We start from the raw sequence: 20,319 nt of genomic DNA on the forward strand, positions 1-20,319 counted from the left end.
AACAATCGCTAGGGCGGCGATGATGAGCGAAAGCGCCGCCCAGCCCGCCGTTACCAGCCGCAGCGTCGCGCGCGGGCTTGGCACGACCGTGCTGGCGCGCCTCGGCGCAGTGGTCGAGATCGTCGCGCAGCCGCTTTACGTCCTGATGTTCGGCCTTGCCGGCTATGGCCTCTATGCCGTGCTGTGGGCGGCGGTGAACCTGCTCGAGAATATCTTCGACCTCGGCATGACAAGCGCCATGCAGCGCACCGTGCCGCAATCGGCGGGCAAGGCCGAGGCTGCGGCAGCGCTGCGTACCGCGATGATCTTTGGTGTCGGGCCGTGCGTCATCGTCGCCGCTCTAGTCGCCATCTTTGCTGCCGACCTGGGGCCGCTGCTCAATGTCGCGGCGAAGGACCGCGATCTCGTCACCCCCGCGATCCGCATCTTCGTGTGGGCGCTGCCGCTGTGGGCCTTTGTCGAAATCGCGACCTCGGCGCTGCGCGCGCGCATGGTGTTCGGCGCCGAAATCCGCCTCAGGATCGTGTGGGAACAGATGCTGCGACTGGTGTTCGCGGCGCTGTTTTTCGCCGGCGGACTGGGCCTCAAGGGGCTGTTCATCGCGCATCTCTGTTCGCTCGCGATCACCGCGGGGCTCAGCGTGCGGCTGCTCGCGCGCCACTATAGTTTCGCCGATCTGTGGCGCGGACCGTGGGCCAGCGACACGGCGCGCAACACGTTCTGGGCCGGGCTTTCGATCCTGCCGTCGAACATCATCGCCCGATTGTTCGGCGATGCGCCCGCGCTCATCCTCAACATGCTGCTCCCCGGCGCGGCGGGCGCGGCGGCGGCGGGCCTGTTCACAATCGCGCGCAAGCTGTCGAGCGTCGTCCAGCTGGTGCGTATCGCCTTCACCTATGTGATGGCGCCCCTCGCCGCGAGCGCCGAGCGCGAGGACCGGCGGCAGGTCGCCGACATCTATGCCTATGCGACGCGGCTGATCCTGGCGATCGCGCTGCCGCTCGCCGCGGTGCTCGCCGCGGGCAGCGCGTCGCTGCTCGGGCTCTTCGGGCATGGCGCGCAGGCCGCGCAGGCCGCGCTCGTGATCCTGCTGTTCGCGCGCGCTGCCGAAGCCGTGCTCGGCATTTCGGCGCCGGTGCTGCAGGTTGTCGCGGCTTTCCGCCAGCAGCTCACCGCCAGCATCTTCGGCGTTGCCGTCGCGGTCGGCGCGGGATGGCTGATCGTCGGCCATCTCGACCCGCTGACCGGGGTGACGCTGGCGACGGCGATCGGGCTTGTCGTGATGGCCGCGATCCCGATGCTCCAGCTCGCGGCGATCGAGAAGCTCCACCCCTTCGATGCGCAATTCCCAGCGGTTGCCTTGCGCGGAATGGCGATCACCCTCGTTGCCGGAACGACGGCAGTGTTCGCCGGCCTGCTGCCCGACGCCATCGCGCTGCCCCTGCTTGGACTGATCGCCGCCGCCGCGATCTGGTTCGCGCTGCGTTTTGCCCTGCCGCTCGCCGACCGCGCCTCGCTCGGCAAGACGGCGCGTAAACTACGCCTGATCGGACCCACAGAGCGATGAGCGAGGAGCTGCCCATCCGCGTCGCGATCTACGACCTCGACCGCACCGTGCTGCGCAAGCCGACCTTCACGCTGTTCCTGCTGTGGGCGGCGTGGCGCGAGGCGCGGTGGCGCATGCTGTTGCTTCCCGCGCTCGCAGCGCTGATGATCGGCTATGCGCTGCGCCTCTATGGCCGCGACCGGTTCAAGCCCGCCGCGATTCGCCTGATGCTCGGCGCCAGCATCGCCCCCGCCCGCGCCGACAAGCTCGCCGCCGATTTCGCGGCGTGGCGCGTGCCGCGCGACGTGCCGCCGGGCGCGCAGGCGTCTATCGCGCGCAACCGCGCCGAGCGATACCGCCTGCTGATGGCGACAGCAGCGCCCGAATTCTACGCCGGCGCGATTGCCGAAGCGCTGGGTTTCGACGCCATCGTCGCGACGCGCCATCGGCGCGCCGACGACGGCAGCTGGCTCCCGCTGCTTGATGGTGAAAATTGCTATGGCGCCGAAAAGGCGCGCCGGGTGACCGAGTGGCTTGACGCGAACGCGGCCAGCGGCGCGGTGCATATCCGCGCCTATTCGGATCACCCGAGCGACGCCCCGACCTTTGCGCTGGCGCATGAATCCTGGCTGATCGGACGCAGCCGCAAGCTGGTCCGCCTTGCCGCGCAGCAGGGCTGGCGGACGCTGGATTTCGAGATCGGACCCGGCTGAATGCGCCCGGCCCCTTTCGCCAGTTCCTCGCCACCGGAGCACATCTTGCCGACCCCTATCGCCTTCCTTGCCCTTGCCGAAGCACAACAGCTTTATCATTGGCTGCCGGCGGCGCTCGAACTCGCGAAGCGCGACGATGTAAGGGTTTCGATCCTGTCGCCGTCGCGCCAGATTCTCGATCTCATACTCAGCTATGATACGCAGTGCCGGTTCGAACCGGTCCTGCTGCGCCGACCGCCCTTTGGCCCAGACTCCCTGTTCCGCCAGCCGTCGCGGCTCGCAACTTTGCTGCTCAACTATCCGGCGATCCGGCGCTTTCCCGTGCTGGTCACGACCGAGATTTCGAGCGCCTGGCTGAAACGCATCCCCGGCTTTTCATCGCGCATCGTCGTGATCAAGCATGGCGCGGGCGACCGCGCGGGCGGCTATCGCGGGCGGCATGCACTGATCGACCTGACCCTCGTCGCGGGCGAGAAGGACCGGCGGCGCATGATCGAACACAGACTGTCCGAACCCGGCAATGTCGTCGTGGGCGGCTATGCCAAGTTCGAAATATGCGCCGAGCGGCAACGCTTTTTCGACAATGAGCGGCCGGTGCTGTTCTACAATCCGCATTTCGACGCGAAGCTGTCGTCGTGGCCGGCGCACGGCCCCGAAGTGCTCGCCGCGCTGGAAGCGCTGGAGGGGTGGAACGTCATCATCGCGCCGCATACGAAGCTGGCGCAGCGCGTGCCGCCGATCACGACGCGGGCGGGGCATATCCGGGTCGACATGGGCAGCCATCATTCGATCGACATGAGCTATACGATGAGCTCCGACGTCTATCTGGGCGACGTGTCGAGCCAGGTTTACGAATTCCTCCTGCGCCCGCGTCCGTGCATTTTCCTGAACCTCGACCGGTTGGCGTGGCGCGACGATCCGGCGTTCGCGCATTGGCATTTGGGTCAGGTCATCGAGGATATCGCCGAACTCCCCGCGGCGCTCGCCCGGGCTGCGGACTTGCAACCGACCTTTGTTGATGCTCAGGAAGCCGCCATGCACGATTCCATCGATCAATTCCCGATCCCCGCCTCGATACGGCAGGCCGACATCATCCTCGATTTCGCAAGGACGCCGCGATGAGCGCGCCGATCCGCCTGCTCGGCGAAAACAGCACCCCGATCTGGGGCATGACCAACGCCGAGCGCTGCCGCCGCATGGCGGAAAAGGACGGCAAGCCGATCGCGCCGGGCCATGAGCTGATCTTCAACCTCGCCTATGTCTTCGACCCGATGCTGCTGCGCTGGGTGATCGATCAGCCGGGTATGGTTTTCGCCTGGGGCGGCGCCCCGGTGATCGGTCAGGTCCCGGCCGGCAGCGACCCGATGGCGGCCACGGTCATCGACCTGTCGGACGGGCGCAAGCTCTACAACCGCCAGCTTCGCAAGCTCGAACAGCCCTTCGTCAGGGAGCTGACCCCCGGCACGCGCCGCGAGATCGAGCGGAAAAGCTATTTCGGCGCCTATAAGGGCGTCACCGATGCGCTGACCAAATATCTGTGGCCCGAACTCGCGCTGTGGCTGACGCGCGGCGCCGCGAGCATCGGTATGACGCCCAACATGGTCACCGCGATCGGCGCTGCGCTGTGCGTCTACGCGACCTATCTTTTCGCTTACGGCCATTACTGGGAAGGGATGCTCGCGGGCTTCATCTTCATGGTGCTCGACACGGTCGATGGAAAGCTCGCGCGCTGCACGATCACCTCGTCGAAATGGGGCAATGTCGCCGACCATGGCGTCGACCTGGTTCACCCCCCCTTCTGGTGGTATTTCTGGGGTGTCGGGCTCGGCGCATGGGGGCTCGCGCTGTCGACGCAGACCTTCATCTGGGTGATGGTCGCGGTCGTCGCGGGCTATGTGCTCCAGCGCGTGATCGAAGGGCTGTTCCTCAAGGATTTCGGCATGGACATCCATGTCTGGCAGAAGTTCGACAGCGATTTCCGCCTGATCACCGCGCGCCGCAACCCGAATTTCGCGATCCTGTTTTTCGCGACGCTCGCCGGACGCCCCGACATCGGGCTGATCGCGCTCGCATGGTGGACTGTCATCTCGCTGGTCGTCCATGCGGTGCGGCTGGTGCAAGCCTATGCCGTAAAGCGTTCGGGCCGGCCGATCGTCAGCTGGATGGAAGAGGCACAGCCATGAACGCGACCATCGCCAAATTCGGCCATCCGGCGACGCTGATCGCCGAATATGAGCATTGGGCCGTGCTGCTGCGTCCCGCGCAGCCGACGCTCGGCGCGCTGGTGCTGGCGGCCAAATCCAACGCGACGGCGTTTGGCGACTTGCCGGCCGAAGCGCATGCCGAACTCAAGGTGGCGACCGCCGCGATCGAGGCCGCGCTGGGACAGGCGGTCGGCTATGCGAAGATCAACTATCTGATGCTGATGATGGTCGACCCGCACGTCCATTTCCACGTCCTGCCGCGTTACGAGGGCGAACGTTCGGGCTCGGGGCTGACCGTGGCCGACGCGGGCTGGCCGGGTCAGCCCGACCTCGGGCAGGCGGTGAAGCTCGACGATGCAGAGGTCGCCGCGCTCACCGGCTGGCTCAAACCCTATTTCGCGTAGCGGCCTTCTTCGGCCCATTTCGCGGTGAGCGCATCGGCGGCTTCGACATCCTGCGGGAAATCGACTTCCTGCCATTCCAGCCCCTCGATCGACACGGTGCCGACGCGGTTGCCCTTGGCGATGATGTCGATCGCGCGCAGATACCAGCGCTCGACCCCGTCGGGGGTGCGCATCATCTGGTCGACCTGGTTGCGGAAGATCGACGGGCCGTCGCCGACGAACGCCAGCATCCCGATCGATTCGGCATTGGTGTCGGGGGGCAGCAGCCGCTTGCCGATGTGATGCAGTCGCCCTTCGGCGTCGCGATTCACCTTCATGTCGTCGTCGTCATAGTCAGCCTTGACGTCGACGGTGACGTTGATCGGCTCGTTCGCACCCGCAATCAGCTTCGCGACGATTTCGTCCGAGATGATGGTGTCGCCGTTGAGGATGATGAAATCGCGGTCCATCTCCTCTCGCGCGATCCAGCAGGTGCCCAGATTGTCGGCGACCTGAAAAAAGGGATTGAACAGCGTGCGGATCCGCGCGCCGGTGTCGCGATAGAGCTGGAGCGCATGATCCTCGACGCGCTCGGTGCGAAAGCCCGTGACGACGACAATGTCCTTGATCCCGTTCGCGACGAGCGCCGCGACCTGCCAGCTGATGAGGCTGCGGCCGTTGAACTCGATCAGGCATTTGGGGATGTCGCGGGTCAGCGGCAGCAGGCGCGAACCTTGCCCGGCCGACAGGATGATGGCTTTGTCGATGGTCATAGGGGCTGCCCTATAGCGTCTTGCCGCCGCGCGGCAAATATCGCTTCGATGAGGTCAATGTCGGCGGGCTTGTCGGCGTCGATGCACGCCTCGGGCTCGGACATCGGCACGACCGTCGCCTTGAGACCGAAACGTAGCCCGGCGCGCGCGACGCCCTGCTCGATCGAGAAGAGGCGAAGCAGCGCGCCGATCAGCAGCCAGGGGCCGAAAGCGGCAATGATCTTGAGTCCCTTCTTGCGGTCGCGTTCGATGCGGCCCCAGAAGTCGAGCAAGGGCAGCACGCGCCGCCCGCGCAGCCGGAACATGTTCGCGCCCGACCACCAGCCGCCACGGAATTTCAGCCAGGTGCGCTTGGATTCGGGATAGCGCGCGAGCAGCACGTCGCGCTCGACCATCGCGACCGCGACGTCGCTATCCTCGGCTCCCGCGAGGAATTCCGTTACCATCGTCGGGGTGAGCAAAACATTGTCGGCCGTCGTAACGAGCAGCGGATCGTCGCCCGGCGGCAGCGCGGCGGCGAGCGAGCTGCTGATCCCCTGCCCCGAATCCGCGAAATGCAGGCCGGCGAGCCCGGCCAGCCCCGGCTCGGCCGCCAGCGCGGCGCTGTTCTGCGCGAGGATCGTGATCGGACCGACTTCGGGCGAGGCGCGCAGCGCCTTCACGACATGGACGAGCATCGCCTGTCCCGCGATCGGCAGCAGCGCCTTGGTCGAAACCCCGCTGCCGGTCAGCAGCGGATCGGGGCCGGGCCGGCTTCCCGCAAGTACGATCGTCGGGATCGGCGCGCTCACTGCGCCGCTTCCGACGCGGGCGCAATGCGGCGACCGGTCACACCGCGGAGGAAATCGGTCGCCTCGTCGAGCACCGGCCCCTTGTTCTGGAACGGCGCGGCGAGCGCCATCACGATGCCGGTATGCCCCATGCCGGGGTAGATGCGGAGCGTCACCGGGCCGCCCGCCTTCTCGATCGCGGCGGCGAGGTTCTGGCTATTGCGCGGGCGCACCGCGTCATCCTCGTCGCCGGTCGCGAGCCACATCGGCGGCGCATCGCCGCGCGCGAAGTGGATCGGCTGGGTTTTCTCAATCGGCTTGACCTTGCCCATCGCCCTGTCGCCGCGGCCACCCTTTTCGATGGGCAAGAAGTCATAGGGGCCGGCGAGCCCCGCGACGCCGCGGATGATCGACGGGTCGCTGTTCGCCGCGCGCAGCCACCGCGGGTCGAGCGCGAGCATCGCGGCATTATAGGCGCCCGCCGAATGGCCCATCAGCGCGATCCGGTCGGGGTCGCCGCCAAGTTTCGCGATATGTTCGTGCGTCCACGCGACCGCCGCCGCACTGTCCTCGATAAAGTCGGGCCAATAGGCTTTGGGCACGAGGCGATAGTCGGGGATCACCACGACGAACCCTTGCCGCGCCAGCGCGCGGCCGGCGAAACCATAGCTGCCCCGCTCGCCGCTGTCCCAGCCGCCGCCATAAAAAAAGACGACCACCGGCAACCGGTCACCCTCTTTGAGGCTATCGGGCACCCAGATGTCGAGCGACTGGCGCGGGCCGCGACCATAGGGCTGGTCGGCGAGCAGCAACCGCGCTCCGTCGCCCTGCCCGAGCAGCCGGTCGGCCATGTTGAGCGACTTGGCGCCGCCCGCGACGATCATCTTGGCGCCGCCGCCGAACAGCAGCACGAGCAGCAACACCACGAATAGGATCTTGATCAACCGTCGTCCTTTGGAAACCGGCCCCGCCATCTTTCGCGCCCTACAGGGCGGCGGGACGGCGAACAAGCGGCGGCGCGATATAGGCCGCCACCTTTTCCGCGTTCGCGCGTAGGACAGGCGATGACCAGCAACTTCACTCGCCCCGCCCTCGTCTGTAACCTGCGCAGCGGCAGCTCCGACGAGGCTCTCGTCGGCCGTTTGATCGAGATATGCGATGCAGCGGGCGCGCCGCTCGTCCGCACCGTGATCCTTCCCGACGACGACCTGCCATCAGCCGCCTCGCTGGAGGGCGACGGCATCGACCTGCTGCTGGTCCTCAGCGGCGACGGCACAGTCAACGCTACCGCGAGCAAGCTCGAAACATGGCGCGGCGCGATGCTGCCGCTTCCCGGCGGGACGCTCAACCTGTTCCACAAGACGCTGCATGGCGATCGCGGTCCCGAGAATATTTTGCAGGATGCGCTCGCGGGCAAGGCGCGGCGCGTCCATCCGCCGACGATCCTCTGCGACGCGGGGCGCGCCTATATTGGTGTCATCGCGGGGCCGACGACGGCATGGGCCGAAGTTCGCGAGCAATTCCGTTCGCTCAGCCTCAGCGGCCTGGTCGAAACCATCCCCGATGCGATCGACGCGACGCTTCATGGCGACGGCGTTCGCATCCGCGGCTCGGACGAATCGTTCCAGGCGATCAACCTGACGCCAAAGCCCGACCGCATCCTCGCCGAGGGGCTGATCACCGACAGCGCCGGGTCGATCCTGAGCCACGGGATCGCCTGGCTTGGCGGCGATTTCCGCGAAGGACCGAGCGTCGACCTGTCCGAACGCCGCACGGTGGTCATCGAAAGCAATGGATCGATCGGCCTGCTCCTCGACGGAGAACCCGCCGAATTGCCGTCCGGGGCAACTTATCGCCTCGAGGGCAGCCCGCTCGCATTTCTCGCCACGGCACCCGCCACGCCATGACGTGGCTCTTCCACATCAGCGACCTGCATTTCGGGCTCGAGGACCGCGCCGCGCTCGCCTGGTTCACCGAGTGCGTGCGCCGCGAGCAGCCCGATGCGGTGCTGATCACCGGCGACCTCACGATGCGCGCGCGCAGCCATGAATTTGCCGCGGCGTGCGACTGGATCGGCGCGCTCGATGTGCCGGTGACGGTCGAGGTCGGCAACCACGACCTCCCCTATTTCAATCCGATCGAGCGCTTCTTCTACCCCTATCGCCGCATTCGCGGGATCGAGCGGCTGGTCGAACGCGAGCTCGATCTGGCCGGCGTTGCGGTGGTGCCGCTCAAGACCACGGCGCGCGCGCAATGGCGGCTCGACTGGTCGAAAGGCTGGGTGACGCCGAAAGCACTCGCCAAGACGCTCGCCGCGATCGACGCCCTGCCCCCTCGCACTACAATATTGGTGACCGCGCACCATCCACTGGTCGAGGCGGGCACCAAGGGACGCGCGCTGACCCGCGGCGGCGAGCGCGCACTGGCCGCGCTGGCAGAGCGCGGCGTCACCGCGGTGCTTACCGGCCATGTCCACGACGCCTTCGATCTCGTCGCGCAAACCGCAGCCGGTCCGATCCGCATGATCGGCGCCGGCACGCTGTCGCAGCGCATCCGGTCGACCCCGCCCAGCTTCAACGAACTGCGCATCGAGAGCGGTGCGATCGCGGTCCGCGTTCGCAACGTCGAAGCGGTTCCGACCCCCGACATGCAGATCGACGACGTGCCGCCCGACGCGCTGCCGCCGCGCGCACCCGGCGAACCCGTTGCACCGATCGATGCCGTGCCGCCGGTCGACCCGCCGGTGCATTGACGCCGCGCCTTATCCCGTTACGTTGCAAGAAAAAACGCAAAATGGGATGAGAGACGATGCTGACCAAAGGCGATGATTTCCCGCTGCACCAGAGCGCCGAGCCGATTGCCTTCGCGGGCACCGACCGCAATTTCTATGATCGCTATTTCTTCAACGGCTATTCGTCCGACTGCTCAGTCTTCTTCGCCGCGGCGATGGGCTTCTATCCGCAGCTCGGCATCGTCGACGCTGCTTTCTGCGTGCTGGTCGATGGGGTGCAGCATAATCTGCGCGCGAGCCGCCGCTCGGGCGGCGAAAGGCTCGACCTGTCGGTGGGCCCGATCGCGATCAGCATCGACGCACCGCTCGAAACGCTGACGCTGCGTATCGCGCCTAACGATGGCCCGCTCGCCGCCGAGCTGCGTTTCATCGCGCGGCATTTTCCGATCGAGGAGCCCCGCTTTACGCGTCGCAATGGCACGCGCCTGTTCATGGACTATACGCGCATGACCCAGAACGGCCATTGGTCGGGATGGCTCTCGGTCGACGGTGCGCGTGTCAATGTCGGCGCCGGTTGGGCCGGAACGCGCGACCGCAGCTGGGGTATCCGCCCCGTCGGCGCGGCCGAGCCGCAGCCGCCGCCGCAGGGCAATTTCCACCAATTCTTCTGGTTGTGGACGCCGTGCAATTTTGAGGATCGCTCGCTCTTCTTTCACAGCAACGACGACGGCGAAGGGAGCCCGTGGAACCGCCGCGCGGTGCTGGTCGACGGCAATGGCGGCGAGCGCCATTATGCCGATCCCGTATTTGCGGCCGAGTGGCAGCCGGGCACGCGGCGCCTGAAAAAGTTGACCGCCGATTTTCATGGCAGCACCCGGCTGACGCTCTGCCCGAACGGGCCGACCTTCGCGATGAGCGGGCTCGGTTATACGCATCCCGTCTGGGGTCACGGGTTCGACCATGGCGACCTCGAGGTCGCGCACGACAGCCTGTCCGAAGCCGAGCGGCAATGGGGCAATCCGCTCGCGATGCATGTGCAGGCACTCGTCCGCGCCGACCTCGCCGACGGCGACCGCCGCGAGAGCGGCATTGGCGTGCTCGAACAATTGTTCGTCGGGCCGCACGCCCCGACGGGCCTCACCGGCCTGATGGACCCCGCGCCGTGAATTTTCCGACGTCGCCCGAGGCGATGACGCCGGCGTGGCTTGGTGCGGTGCTCGGGCATCCGGAAAGGTTGAAGGGTTTCGTCGCGGCCAAGGTCGGCACCGGACAGATGTGCGACAGCTATCGCCTGACGCTCGACTGGGAGGACGGCGTCGATGCCCCCGCGACGGTGATCGCCAAATGCCCCAGCCATGACGAGGCGAGCCGCAATATTGCCAAGCTTACCGGCACCTATGTCAAGGAAATCAGCTGGTATCGCGAGCTTGCCGCCGCCAGCGGCGTTCCCGCGCCGATCTGCCACCATTGCGATATCGCCGACGATGACGTCGATTTTGTCCTGATCCTGTCGGATCTCGCGCCGGCACGCGCGGGCGACCAGCTTGCCGGCCTCGGCCTTTCCGGGCTGATCCCTTGCATCGAAGCGGCGGCAAAGCTTCACGCCTATCTGTGGAACGACGCCCGGCTCGCGCAGATGCCCTCGCTTGCACGCGACAATGCCGGGCTGATCCGCACGCTGTTCCCCCAGCTCTATGCCGGTTTTCGTGAGCGTTATGCGGCAAGGCTCGCGCCCGAGGTGCTCGACCTCGGCGCCGGGCTCGTTACGAAACTCGACGCCTATCTGGCGCGCGAGCCTTCGGTCCGGACGATCGTCCATGGCGACCTGCGCGTCGACAATATCCTCTTCGCCCCCGACGGCAAAACCTGCTGGATCGTCGACTGGCAGACGCTGGGGCGCGGCAGCGGCGCCGCCGACCTCGCCTATCTGGTCGGCACCAGCATCGCCGACCCGGACGAGCGCGCGGCGGCCGACCGGCCCGCCTTCGACCATTGGATCGCGGCGCTGACCGCCGCGGGCGTTGCGCCCGATGCCGAAGCGCTGTGGACCGATTACCGCGTCGGGGCCTTGAGCGGCTATTTCATGGCGGTCTTCGCATCGATGAGCGTCGAACGCACCGAACGCGGCGACGAGATGTTCGCGGTGATGGCCGAACGGCCGGCGCGACAGGCGTTGGCGCTCGGAAGCCTCGACCTGCTCTAACCGAGCCGGTGCGGCGTCGGATCGCCCGTTTCCCAACGGAAAAGGGCGGCCCGTTGCCGGACCGCCCTTCCTTTCTCCGTCCGTCGACGAAAGAAACTGATTAGCGCTTCGAGAACTGGAAGCTGCGGCGGGCCTTGGCCTTGCCGTACTTCTTACGCTCGACGGCGCGGCTGTCGCGGGTCAGGAAGCCGGCCGACTTCACAACGCCGCGCAGCGCGGGTTCGAAGCGGGTCAGCGCCTGGGCGATGCCGTGCAGAACGGCGCCCGCCTGGCCCGAGAGGCCGCCGCCCTTGACGGTTGCGATCACGTCATATTGGCCAACGCGCTCGGTCAGACCGAAGGGCTGGTTGATGACGAGACGCAGCGTCGGACGTGCGAAATAAACTTCCTGGTCGCGGCCGTTGACGGTGATCTTGCCCGTACCGGGCTTGACCCACACGCGGGCGACGGCGTCCTTGCGGCGGCCGGTCGCATAGGCGCGGCCCTGCTTGTCGACGATCTTTTCGCGCAGCGGCGTGGTCGAGACCGGAGCAGCAACGGTGCCTTCGACGGCGCCGGCGAGATCCTTGAGATCGGTCATGGTCTGTTCGTCAGCCATTATGCACCCACCTTGTTCTTGCGGTTCATCGACGCGACGTCGATCACTTCGGGGCTCTGCCCTTCATGCGGATGTTCGGTGCCGGCGAAGATGCGCAGGTTGCGCATCTGCTGGCGGCCAAGCGGGCCACGCGGGATCATGCGTTCGACGGCCTTTTCGAGCACGCGCTCGGGGAAACGGCCTTCGAGGATCTTCGCGGGGCTCGTTTCCTTGATGCCGCCGGCATAGCCGGTGTGCTTGTAGTAGCGCTTGTCGGCCAGCTTCTTGCCGGTGAACGCCACCTTCTCGGCGTTGATGACGATGACATTGTCACCGCAATCGACGTGCGGGGTGAACGACGGCTTGTGCTTGCCGCGCAGGATGTTGGCGATGATCGATGCAACGCGGCCCACAACGAGACCCTCGGCGTCGATCAGCACCCATTTCTTTTCGACCGTGGCAGCGTTCGCCGATACAGTCGTCTTGGTCAGCGCCTTCATGGCACGCTCCTTGACAGAGATGGACTAGGACGAGCGACACGCGCCGCCCGAAACAAACCGCGCCGCCTGATCCCGACGGGACGCAGCGGCGCTTCGGAGCGGGCCAATGGCGAAAGCGGGGCGGAAAGTCAAGCAGATCGCGGCTTTGCTGACAGGTATTATGATACCTTCAGCTTTGCGGGGCGATCGCCAGCGCGCGGACCCGCTCTTCGACGAGGGTCCGTCCGTCGCCCTCGGCGTCGACGATCCAGCTCTGCCGTTGCTCGCGCATCACCAGCCCCGTGGCGGTGTCGACGGTCCATAGATTGTCGATTTCCAGCGGCTTGGCGGCGCCGCCGACGGGTGCGGTATCGCGCTCGACCTTGGCGACCGTCTGCAACGCGCCGTCGCGCACGATCGACACGCTCGTGCCGTCCGCCTGCGCCGCGAGCGGAATGGCGCCATTTGCGGGCGCAACGAGTGCCCGGATATCGGCGGTCGCCAAGCGGTCGCGTTCGGCTGCGGGCAAGGCGGCGATCAACTGCGCGAGCTGCCGGGCTTCGGGGCGTCCCGCCTTGGCCCCCACGGCCTCAATCCGCGCCGTCACCCGCTCCCACAACGCGTCCGGGTCGACAAGACCGATCCGGCTGCCGTCGGGCGCGACAAGATAGGCCATCGTTTCGCCGACCAGCGGCTCGAGCATCAACGACAGCGCACGGGTCACTTCGGGGCGGGCATCCGAATCGATCCGCTGCAGCACCGCCTCGAGCCGGTAACCGCGCCCGACGCGCTGCCATTGCAGCGCATAGGTGAGCGAGAAATTGACCAGCGCCCCTTCGCGGCCGATCCGGCGCGTCGTCACGCGATAGGTCATCGGCCGGCCCACCGGGGGAGCGAACTGGAAATGCGCGGCCGCCGCGGCCGGAACATCGCCCGGCACGGGGGACGGAAGGGATTGGGCCGCCAGTAGCAAGAATGCGCCGCCGAGACCGCCGACCGAAATCATGCCGCGCGGCGGCCCAGCCGGTGGAGCCCCGCCGCGGCGATGGCGACGAGGATCGCGCCGGTCACCTGATGCCACACGGCAACCCACATCGAAACGCCCGATACGACGGTCCAGATGCCGAGCAGCATCTGCGCCGCAACCACGGCGACGAGCAGCCGCGCCTCGATAGGCGCGCCGCGCCGCGACAAGCTGCGCGCGAGGAGGAGCAGCGCGAGCGCCGCGGCCCACGACCACCAGCGATGGAGGAAATGGATCAGGAAGGGATCGTTGGTCAGCGCGATCCAGGCACCGCCCGCCCAGTCGATACCCTCGGGCACGAAATGATCGTTCATCAGCGGCCATGTGCTCGCGACAGAACCGGCGTTGAGCCCCGCAACCCATGCGCCGAGCAGCAGCTGGACGAAGAGGATCGCGATGATGCCGATCGCGGGTCCGGTCAGGCGCGCCGGCCGCGCGGCGGGATCGCGCGCCAGCCTGTCCAGGTCGCGCGCCGTCCACACCAGCCCTGCGAGCAGGAACAGCGCGGTCAGCAAATGCGTCGCGAGGCGAAAATGGCTGACGTCGACGCGATATTCGAGGCCCGAGGCGACCATCCACCAGCCGATCGCGCCCTGCAATCCAACGAGCGCGGCAAGCGCGAGCAAGCGCCAGCCATATCCCGCCGGGATCGCGCGTCGCCAAGCGTACCAGATCAAGGGCACGACCAGCGCCATGCCGACAAGGCGGCCGAGGATACGGTGCAGCCACTCCCAGAAAAAGATCGCCTTGAACCCCGCCAGCGTCATGCCGAGGTTGATCTCCTTATATTCGGGGATCTGCTTGTACTTCTCGAATTCCGCGATCCATCCCGCCTCGCTCAGCGGCGGCAGCACGCCCGAAACGGGGCGCCATTCAGTGATCGAAAGCCCCGATTCGGTGAGGCGGGTGATACCGCCGACCCCGACCACGATGATCACCAGCAGTGCGACCGCCCAGAGCCAGCGCGCGAGCGCCGCGGGGCGGGGTTGGCGGGCGGCAGGCGCCGGCAAGACAGAGGCGTGCGTCATGGCCCGCCCTATCGGCGCTTGCCGGGCGATAGGCAAGAGGTCGGGGTCCGGACATAAGGGGGAAATTCATGGCCCCGACAGGTGCGACTTGATAGGGGGAGCCGATGCCGCACCGCGCCCCGATGATCCTTGCCGCCCTGCTGGCGTCGATGGCAGCGCCCGTGCTGGCGGCGGCGCCCGCCGAACCATCGCCCTATGCCGCATTGGCGTCGACCGAGGCGCGCGTCGCCGCCATCGGCTTTCGGCTGACAACCGCCAACGCCGCCTGGTGCCCGCTGCGCCAGCCGCAGTTCGGGTGGATATGGGGCGACCCGCGCCTCTATGACAAGGCGCAGCGGCCTGCGGCGCTTGCAGCTTATCGGGCGGTCGAACGGGATGCAGCCTTTGTCGCGGCGGTCGCGCCGGGCTCTCCCGCTGCTCGGGCAGGTTTGCATGTGGGCGACGGTGTCGCCTGGGTCGATATGGCGCCGGTCGCGAATGGCATCGGCGACCATCCCTTCGCACGCATCACCGCGCTCGAACAAAGGCTGGCCGCCCTGCCGACCAACGCCGCGATTTGGCTGGGCGTTACCGACGGGCGGACCGTTCCACTGACCCCCGTGCCCGGATGTGTCAGCGACTTTCGCGTCGAGGCCAATGAAAGGCCCGCCGCCGTCGCCGACGGACGGATGGTCCTCGTCAATCAGGGGCTTGCCGATTTCGCCGCCGATGACGAGGAGCTCGCGGCCGCGATCGCGCACGAGCTGGCGCATAATATATTGCGCCACCGCGCGCGACTCGATGCGGCGGGGGTCGATCGCGGGCTCGGCAAGCAATTCGGCCGCAACGCCCGCCTGTTCAAACAGACCGAGGTCGAAGCCGATCGGCTGTCGGTGTGGCTGCTCGCCGGCGCGGGCTATGATCCCGCCGCGGCAGCGCGTTTCTGGTCGCGCTTCGGTCAGCGAAAGGGGCGGCCGATGTTCCAGGCCAGCACCCACCCGAACTGGCGCGACCGCGTCGCGGCGCTCGAAGCCGAAGCATCGGCGATCGCTTCGCTGCGCAAGGCGGGCCAGCCGCTGCGCCCGCCGCTGATCGACGCCCCACCGCCCTTGGAATAGGCGCGCGCGCATCCTATTTCGGGAACAATCACCTCTTCCCGAAAAGGATCGACACCCATGACCCGTGAGACTGCCATTTTCGCCGGGGGCTGCTTCTGGTGCACCGAAGCCGTGTTCCAGTCGCTCAGCGGAGTCGAGGGCGTCGAGAGCGGCTATATCGGCGGGACCATCGAGAATCCGACCTATAAGCAGGTTTGCGGCGGCGACACCGGCCATGCCGAAGCAATCCGCATTACATTCGACCCCGCCGTCATTTCCTACGACGACCTGCTCGACGTCCATTTTGCGACGCACGATCCGACGACGCTCAATCGCCAGGGCAACGACATCGGCACCCAGTATCGCAGCGCCCTCTTCCCGCTCGATGCGGCGCAGGGCGACGCCGCGCGCGCCGGAATCACCCGTGCCGCCGCCGATTGGCCCGCACCCATCGTCACCACGATCGAGAGTGCGTCCCAATGGTATCCGGCCGAGGATTACCACCAGTCCTATTGGGACGGCGAAGGCCAGCGCAATCCCTATTGCATGGCGGTCATCCCGCCGAAGCTGGCTAAACTTCGCAAGGGATTCAGTGATCGTTTGCGCGCCGAATAGACGAGCGTGAATCGACGCGGCGGCTGTTGCAATATGGCCGCATGACGTCACTTTTCATTGACTTTCCAATTGTTTTGTCTAGCGGACGCGCCTTCGCTGGGGCAGGATGCCCCTGAAACGCAGTTGGGGGCGCGGCCAGGTGCTGGCATCACTGTTTCTGATCGGCGCGTTGGTGACGACGCCGCAGATGTCGGTTCAAGCCGCAGGACAGACCGTTGTCGAAGACGGCTCGGGCGGGATGGCCCGCGCCGTCAACCGGATGGTCGGCGGCATCGTCAGCTATGCAAGCTGGCCCGATGGCTCGGCCGCCGCCGCCCGGACGATGTGCATCGTCGGCACGCCGCGGCTGACCGATCGCATGGCCCCCGATGTTCCGGGCCCCGGTTCGGTAGCGGTCCGCCGGGCGACCACCGCCACCGTCACCCCCGAATGCGACATCCTGTTCCTCGGCCGGATGCCCGTCGCCGATCGCCGGCAACTCATCGCCTGGGTGCGCGGGCGCCCGGTCCTGACCATCACCGACGATGACGCCGCCTGCATCTATGGCGCGATGTTCTGCCTCAGTAACAAGGCGGCGAGCATCAGCTTTTCGGTCAATATCGACGCGATCGGGCGCGGCCCGCTGCGCATCGATCCGCGCGTGCTGCGCATCGGTGGCGGCAAAGGCGGCGCGGCATGACCGGACAGACCCCCACGCCCCCGGTCGAACGCATCGGCGCACGCACGACGCTGCAAAAACTGCTGTCGCGCTTTCATTTCGGCATCACGCTGTTCGCGGTCGCGCTTTCGGGCCTGACCATCCTGCTCGCCGGGGTCACCGCGCTGCGCGGCTATGCCGATCGCAATATGGAACTCGCGGCGCAGCTCGGCGCCTATGGCGTCGAACCCGCGCTGGTGTTCAACGATCCGCAGGCGGTCCGCGAAGGGCTGGAGCCCTTGACGCGCATTCCCGGTATCGCGCGCTTGCGCGTACTCAACGACGTCGGCCGCCCGGTCACCGAATGGACCTCGCCCAGCGCCGACCCGGCGCCGATCCTGACACGCATCTTCTTCCCTCGCCCCTTTGCTGTCGCCGTCCAGCGCAACGGATCGGCGATCGGCACGATCGAGGTGTGGGGCGACAGTTCGACATTGGTCGATTATGTCCGCCTCGGCCTGCTCGCCGGCTTCGGCTGCCTGCTCATCACGGCGTTCGGCACCATCTTTCTCGCGCGGCGTTTCGAATATGAGCTGGTCAAGCCATTGAACGAGATTGCAACCGTCGCGCATGACGTGCGCCTGCACCGCCGGTTCGACAAACGGGTCAAGCCGCTCGGCATTGCCGAGCTCGACCGGCTGGGCGGCGATATCAATGCGCTGCTCGACGAACTGCAGGGCTGGCAGGGGCATATGGAAACCGAGCGCGCGATGCTCGCGCACCGTGCGTCACACGATACGCTGACCGCGATGCCGAACCGCGCCGCCTTCGACGAGCAGCTGGCGGAGCGCATCCGGACAGCCGAGGGTCGCGGCGACCGCTTTGCCCTGCTGTTCATCGACGCCGACAATTTCAAGGCGGCGAATGACAATTTCGGCCATGCCGCGGGCGACACCGTGCTCGTCGCGCTGTCGGCCTGCATCAAGGAAACGCTTCGCAAAGGCGATTTCGCCGCGCGGATCGGCGGGGACGAATTTATCGTCATCGTCGACCCGCTGGGCACCGACGCCGCCCCCGGCGATCTGGCGAACCAGATCCGCGCCTGCGTGTCGCAACCCATCGCGCTGCCGGGCGGCGCAACCTACCGCGCGGCGGTCAGCGTCGGCGTCGCGGTCTTCCCCGACGATGGCACCAACGCCACCGCGCTGCTCACCGCGGCCGACGCCGCCATGTATGCCGACAAACTGACCAACCGTTCCCGATGACAACCAGCGGAGTGATGCCGTGACCCTTGATTTCCCCCGATCGATCCGGACCTTTTTCCTCATCGGCTTCGCCGCATTGCTCGCGGCGTGCCAAAGCGTACCGCCGACGACCGGCTTCACCCCCGAACAAATCGCCGTTCTCCAGTCGCAAGGCTTCGTTGAGAACGGTCCCGGGTGGATGCTGAGCATGCCCGAACGGCTGCTTTTCGCGTCGAACGAAAGCAGCGTGTCGCCCGACCAGCAACAGCGGATCAGCGATATCGCCGCGAAGCTCGTTTCGGTGGGCATCGCGACCGCGCGGATCGAAGGTCATACCGATTCGACCGGCGCCCCGGCCTATAATCTGACGCTGTCGCAGGCGCGCGCGGAGGCCGTCGCGGCGCCGATGCAGGCGGGCGGCATGCGCTTTACCGCGGACCAGGTCGTCGGCCGCGGCGAGACGCTGCCCCTGTCGAGCAACACGACAGCGGAGGGGCGGCAGGACAACCGGCGCGTGGTCGTGATCGTCACGCCGCAGTGACGCGGCGATCGGCGCTCCCCGGACTCTTTTCTTAAGCAAAGTTCGCGGTTAAGCCCTGGCATATGAAACCGATCCGCAAAGCCGTCTTCCCCGTTGCCGGCCTCGGCACCCGCTTCCTCCCCGCGACCAAGGCGATCCCCAAGGAAATGCTGCCCGTCGTCGACCGGCCGCTGATCCAATATGCGGTCGACGAGGCGCGCGAGGCGGGGATCGAGCAGATGATCTTCGTCACCGGCCGCGGCAAAAGCGCGATCGAGGATCATTTCGACGTCGCCTTCGAACTCGAAAAGACGATGTCCGAACGCGGCAAGGACCTGACGGTGCTCGAACCGACGCGGCTCGGGCCCGGCGCCTGCGCCTATGTCCGGCAACAGGAGCCGCTGGGCCTGGGGCACGCGATCTGGTGCGCCCGCGATATCGTCGGCGACGAACCCTTCGCGATCTTCCTCCCCGACGAATTCATGCACGGGTCGCCCGGCTGCATGAAACAGATGGTCGATGCGTATCAAAAGGTCGGCGGAAACCTGATCTCGGTGCTCGAAGTGCCGCACGAACAAGTGTCCTCCTATGGTGTCATCGCGCCCGGCGCGCGCGACGGGGCGCTGACCGAAGTGACCGGCCTGGTCGAAAAGCCGCCGGTGGCCGAAGCGCCGTCGAACCTGATCATTTCGGGCCGCTATATCCTGCAGCCCGAAGTGATGCGCGTGCTCGAACGCCAGGAAAAGGGTGCCGGCGGCGAAATCCAGCTGACCGACGCGATGGCGACGATGATCGGCAACCAGCCCTTCCACGCCGTCACCTTCGACGGTGCGCGCTATGACTGCGGATCGAAGGCCGGCTATATCCAGGCCAATCTGGCGGTTGCGCTGGGGCGCCCCGACATCGCCGACGAAGTGCGCGCCTTTGCGGTCGACCTGCTGAAATAGGAACGGCGGAGGCTTTCGCCCCCGCCGGCCCGGCGGTTATTCGCCTTCGATATTCGGTTTCGGGAAGCTGTCGGCCCCGAGCGTCTTGTAGAGCAGGCCGCCAATCGCCCCGCCGATCAGCGGCGCGATCCAGAACAGCCACAATTGCTGCAGCGCGATGCCGCCGACCACCAGCGCGGGACCGGTGCTGCGCGCCGGGTTGACCGAGGTGTTGGTCACCGGGATCGAGATGAGGTGGATCAAGGTCAACGCAAGGCCGATCGCGATCGGCGCGAAGCCCGCGGGCGCGCGGCCGTCGGTCGCTCCCATGATGATCCACAGGAAGAAAGCGGTCAGGACGATCTCGATGATGAAGCCCGACCATATGTCATAATGCCCCGGCGAGCCCGCATCGAAGCCATTGGCCGCAAGGCCGTTCGTGGCGAGATCATAGGCCGGATTACCGCTGGCGACGTAAAAGAGCAGGAACGCGGCGACGATCGCGCCGAGGACCTGCGCGATGACATAGAGCGGAATATCGCGCGCGTCGAAACGCCCGCCCGCCCACAGCCCCACGGTGACTGCGGGATTGAGGTGACAGCCCGAAATATGGCCGATCGCATAGGCCATGGTGACAACCGTCAGACCGAAAGCAAGCGAGACGCCGAGCAGTCCGATCCCGACGTCGGGAAATGCCGCGGCCAGGACCGCACTGCCGCAACCGCCGAAGACAAGCCAGAACGTGCCGATAAATTCGGCTAGTCCCTTTTGGATATTCGTCATGATGACCCTCCTCCCCGCCGACGGCCTCTGACGCCCCCGGCGCGAACCGCATCCTATCAGCGCTGCGCGAACGGGCAAGCCCTTGTC

23 protein-coding genes are annotated in these 20,319 nt (G+C 66.8%); 15 read left to right on the forward strand and 8 right to left on the reverse strand.

Annotation, left to right across the window (positions count from 1 at the left end; genetic code table 11):
• The first annotated feature begins 22 nt into the window (after positions 1-22).
• Genes V8J55_RS02195 through V8J55_RS02215 form a run of 5 tightly spaced genes read left to right on the forward strand, consistent with a single transcriptional unit; the run spans position 23 to position 4,867 of the window.
• Positions 23-1,567, forward strand: coding sequence for a lipopolysaccharide biosynthesis protein (locus V8J55_RS02195; RefSeq protein WP_336444181.1), 1,545 nt, complete (start codon positions 23-25; stop codon positions 1,565-1,567).
• Positions 1,564-2,259 carry an HAD-IB family phosphatase gene (locus tag V8J55_RS02200; protein WP_336444182.1) on the forward strand — a complete coding sequence of 232 codons (696 nt, stop codon included), beginning with the start codon at positions 1,564-1,566 and terminating at the stop codon, positions 2,257-2,259. The genes V8J55_RS02195 and V8J55_RS02200 overlap by 4 nt, the downstream gene beginning before the upstream one ends.
• Positions 2,260-2,304: 45 nt before the next feature.
• The gene (locus V8J55_RS02205; RefSeq protein WP_336444183.1) at positions 2,305-3,381 is read left to right on the forward strand and encodes a glycosyl transferase; all 1,077 of its coding nucleotides are present in this window, start codon (positions 2,305-2,307) and stop codon (positions 3,379-3,381) included.
• On the forward strand, positions 3,378-4,442 hold the full coding sequence (locus tag V8J55_RS02210) for a CDP-alcohol phosphatidyltransferase family protein (protein ID WP_336444184.1): 1,065 nt from the start codon (positions 3,378-3,380) through the stop codon (positions 4,440-4,442). Before V8J55_RS02205 ends, V8J55_RS02210 begins: the two co-directional genes overlap by 4 nt.
• Positions 4,439-4,867, forward strand: coding sequence for an HIT family protein (locus V8J55_RS02215; RefSeq protein ID WP_336444185.1), 429 nt, complete (start codon positions 4,439-4,441; stop codon positions 4,865-4,867). The genes V8J55_RS02210 and V8J55_RS02215 overlap by 4 nt, the downstream gene beginning before the upstream one ends.
• Here the strand turns inward: V8J55_RS02215 and V8J55_RS02220 are convergent.
• The 3 genes from V8J55_RS02220 to V8J55_RS02230 are packed head-to-tail and all read right to left on the reverse strand — an operon-like array spanning position 4,855 to position 7,333.
• A complete protein-coding gene (locus V8J55_RS02220) occupies positions 4,855-5,619 on the reverse strand; it encodes a phosphocholine cytidylyltransferase family protein (RefSeq protein ID WP_037517822.1) in 765 nt (254 codons plus the stop codon). The genes V8J55_RS02215 and V8J55_RS02220 overlap by 13 nt on opposite strands.
• On the reverse strand, positions 5,616-6,410 hold the full coding sequence (locus V8J55_RS02225; RefSeq protein WP_336444186.1) for a nucleotidyltransferase family protein: 795 nt from the start codon (positions 6,408-6,410) through the stop codon (positions 5,616-5,618). The genes V8J55_RS02220 and V8J55_RS02225 overlap by 4 nt, the downstream gene beginning before the upstream one ends.
• On the reverse strand, positions 6,407-7,333 hold the full coding sequence (locus tag V8J55_RS02230; protein WP_336444187.1) for an alpha/beta hydrolase: 927 nt from the start codon (positions 7,331-7,333) through the stop codon (positions 6,407-6,409). The genes V8J55_RS02225 and V8J55_RS02230 overlap by 4 nt, the downstream gene beginning before the upstream one ends.
• Before the next feature lie 120 nt (positions 7,334-7,453).
• Between V8J55_RS02230 and V8J55_RS02235 the strand changes: the two genes are divergently transcribed.
• From V8J55_RS02235 to V8J55_RS02250, 4 genes are read left to right on the forward strand one after another with little or no spacing between them, the layout of a single operon-like run.
• Positions 7,454-8,296, forward strand: a complete 843-nt coding sequence (locus V8J55_RS02235) for a diacylglycerol/lipid kinase family protein (protein WP_336444188.1) — start codon at positions 7,454-7,456, stop codon at positions 8,294-8,296.
• A complete protein-coding gene (locus V8J55_RS02240) occupies positions 8,293-9,141 on the forward strand; it encodes a metallophosphoesterase family protein (RefSeq protein ID WP_336444189.1) in 849 nt (282 codons plus the stop codon). Before V8J55_RS02235 ends, V8J55_RS02240 begins: the two co-directional genes overlap by 4 nt.
• A gap of 56 nt (positions 9,142-9,197) precedes the next feature.
• Complete coding sequence (locus V8J55_RS02245; RefSeq protein ID WP_336444190.1) at positions 9,198-10,286, forward strand: hypothetical protein; 1,089 nt, start codon at positions 9,198-9,200, stop codon at positions 10,284-10,286.
• Entirely contained in the window at positions 10,283-11,323 is a 1,041-nt protein-coding gene (locus tag V8J55_RS02250; RefSeq protein WP_336444191.1) for a phosphotransferase family protein, read from the forward strand. The genes V8J55_RS02245 and V8J55_RS02250 overlap by 4 nt, the downstream gene beginning before the upstream one ends.
• Before the next feature lie 100 nt (positions 11,324-11,423).
• On the opposite strand, the gene rpsI is transcribed toward V8J55_RS02250, so the two are convergent.
• The 4 genes from rpsI to V8J55_RS02270 all read right to left on the reverse strand — a co-directional run bounded on the left by rpsI (position 11,424) and on the right by V8J55_RS02270 (position 14,431).
• Complete coding sequence (rpsI, locus tag V8J55_RS02255; RefSeq protein ID WP_058536938.1) at positions 11,424-11,921, reverse strand: 30S ribosomal protein S9; 498 nt, start codon at positions 11,919-11,921, stop codon at positions 11,424-11,426.
• Positions 11,921-12,400: a 50S ribosomal protein L13 gene (rplM, locus tag V8J55_RS02260; protein WP_137891963.1), complete on the reverse strand. Its 480-nt coding sequence runs from the start codon at positions 12,398-12,400 to the stop codon at positions 11,921-11,923. Before rplM ends, rpsI begins: the two co-directional genes overlap by 1 nt.
• Before the next feature lie 169 nt (positions 12,401-12,569).
• The gene (locus tag V8J55_RS02265; RefSeq protein WP_336444192.1) at positions 12,570-13,253 is read right to left on the reverse strand and encodes a hypothetical protein; all 684 of its coding nucleotides are present in this window, start codon (positions 13,251-13,253) and stop codon (positions 12,570-12,572) included.
• Between the two features lie 128 nt (positions 13,254-13,381).
• Positions 13,382-14,431 (reverse strand): COX15/CtaA family protein, encoded by a 1,050-nt coding sequence (locus V8J55_RS02270; protein ID WP_336444193.1) that lies wholly within the window; start codon positions 14,429-14,431, stop codon positions 13,382-13,384.
• Between the two features lie 104 nt (positions 14,432-14,535).
• Between V8J55_RS02270 and V8J55_RS02275 the strand changes: the two genes are divergently transcribed.
• From V8J55_RS02275 to galU, 6 genes are all read left to right on the forward strand, one after another.
• Positions 14,536-15,528, forward strand: a complete 993-nt coding sequence (locus V8J55_RS02275; protein WP_336444194.1) for a M48 family metallopeptidase — start codon at positions 14,536-14,538, stop codon at positions 15,526-15,528.
• A 57-nt stretch (positions 15,529-15,585) separates the two neighbouring features.
• Positions 15,586-16,122: a peptide-methionine (S)-S-oxide reductase MsrA gene (gene msrA, locus V8J55_RS02280; RefSeq protein WP_336444195.1), complete on the forward strand. Its 537-nt coding sequence runs from the start codon at positions 15,586-15,588 to the stop codon at positions 16,120-16,122.
• Positions 16,123-16,228: 106 nt separating this feature from the next.
• Positions 16,229-16,801: a YfiR family protein gene (locus tag V8J55_RS02285; protein ID WP_336444196.1), complete on the forward strand. Its 573-nt coding sequence runs from the start codon at positions 16,229-16,231 to the stop codon at positions 16,799-16,801.
• The gene (locus V8J55_RS02290) at positions 16,798-18,024 is read left to right on the forward strand and encodes a diguanylate cyclase (RefSeq protein WP_336444197.1); all 1,227 of its coding nucleotides are present in this window, start codon (positions 16,798-16,800) and stop codon (positions 18,022-18,024) included. The genes V8J55_RS02285 and V8J55_RS02290 overlap by 4 nt, the downstream gene beginning before the upstream one ends.
• A gap of 19 nt (positions 18,025-18,043) precedes the next feature.
• Positions 18,044-18,544 carry an OmpA family protein gene (locus tag V8J55_RS02295; protein WP_336444198.1) on the forward strand — a complete coding sequence of 167 codons (501 nt, stop codon included), beginning with the start codon at positions 18,044-18,046 and terminating at the stop codon, positions 18,542-18,544.
• A 62-nt stretch (positions 18,545-18,606) separates the two neighbouring features.
• The gene (galU, locus tag V8J55_RS02300; protein ID WP_336444199.1) at positions 18,607-19,470 is read left to right on the forward strand and encodes a UTP--glucose-1-phosphate uridylyltransferase GalU; all 864 of its coding nucleotides are present in this window, start codon (positions 18,607-18,609) and stop codon (positions 19,468-19,470) included.
• Between the two features lie 36 nt (positions 19,471-19,506).
• Here galU and aqpZ read toward each other — a convergent pair whose 3' ends face one another.
• Entirely contained in the window at positions 19,507-20,232 is a 726-nt protein-coding gene (gene aqpZ, locus V8J55_RS02305; protein ID WP_056372337.1) for an aquaporin Z, read from the reverse strand.
• Positions 20,233-20,319: the final 87 nt, after the last annotated feature.

Origin of the sequence: Sphingopyxis sp. CCNWLW2, from assembly GCF_037095755.1 — a bacterium.
Classification (GTDB): Bacteria; Pseudomonadota; Alphaproteobacteria; order Sphingomonadales; family Sphingomonadaceae; genus Sphingopyxis.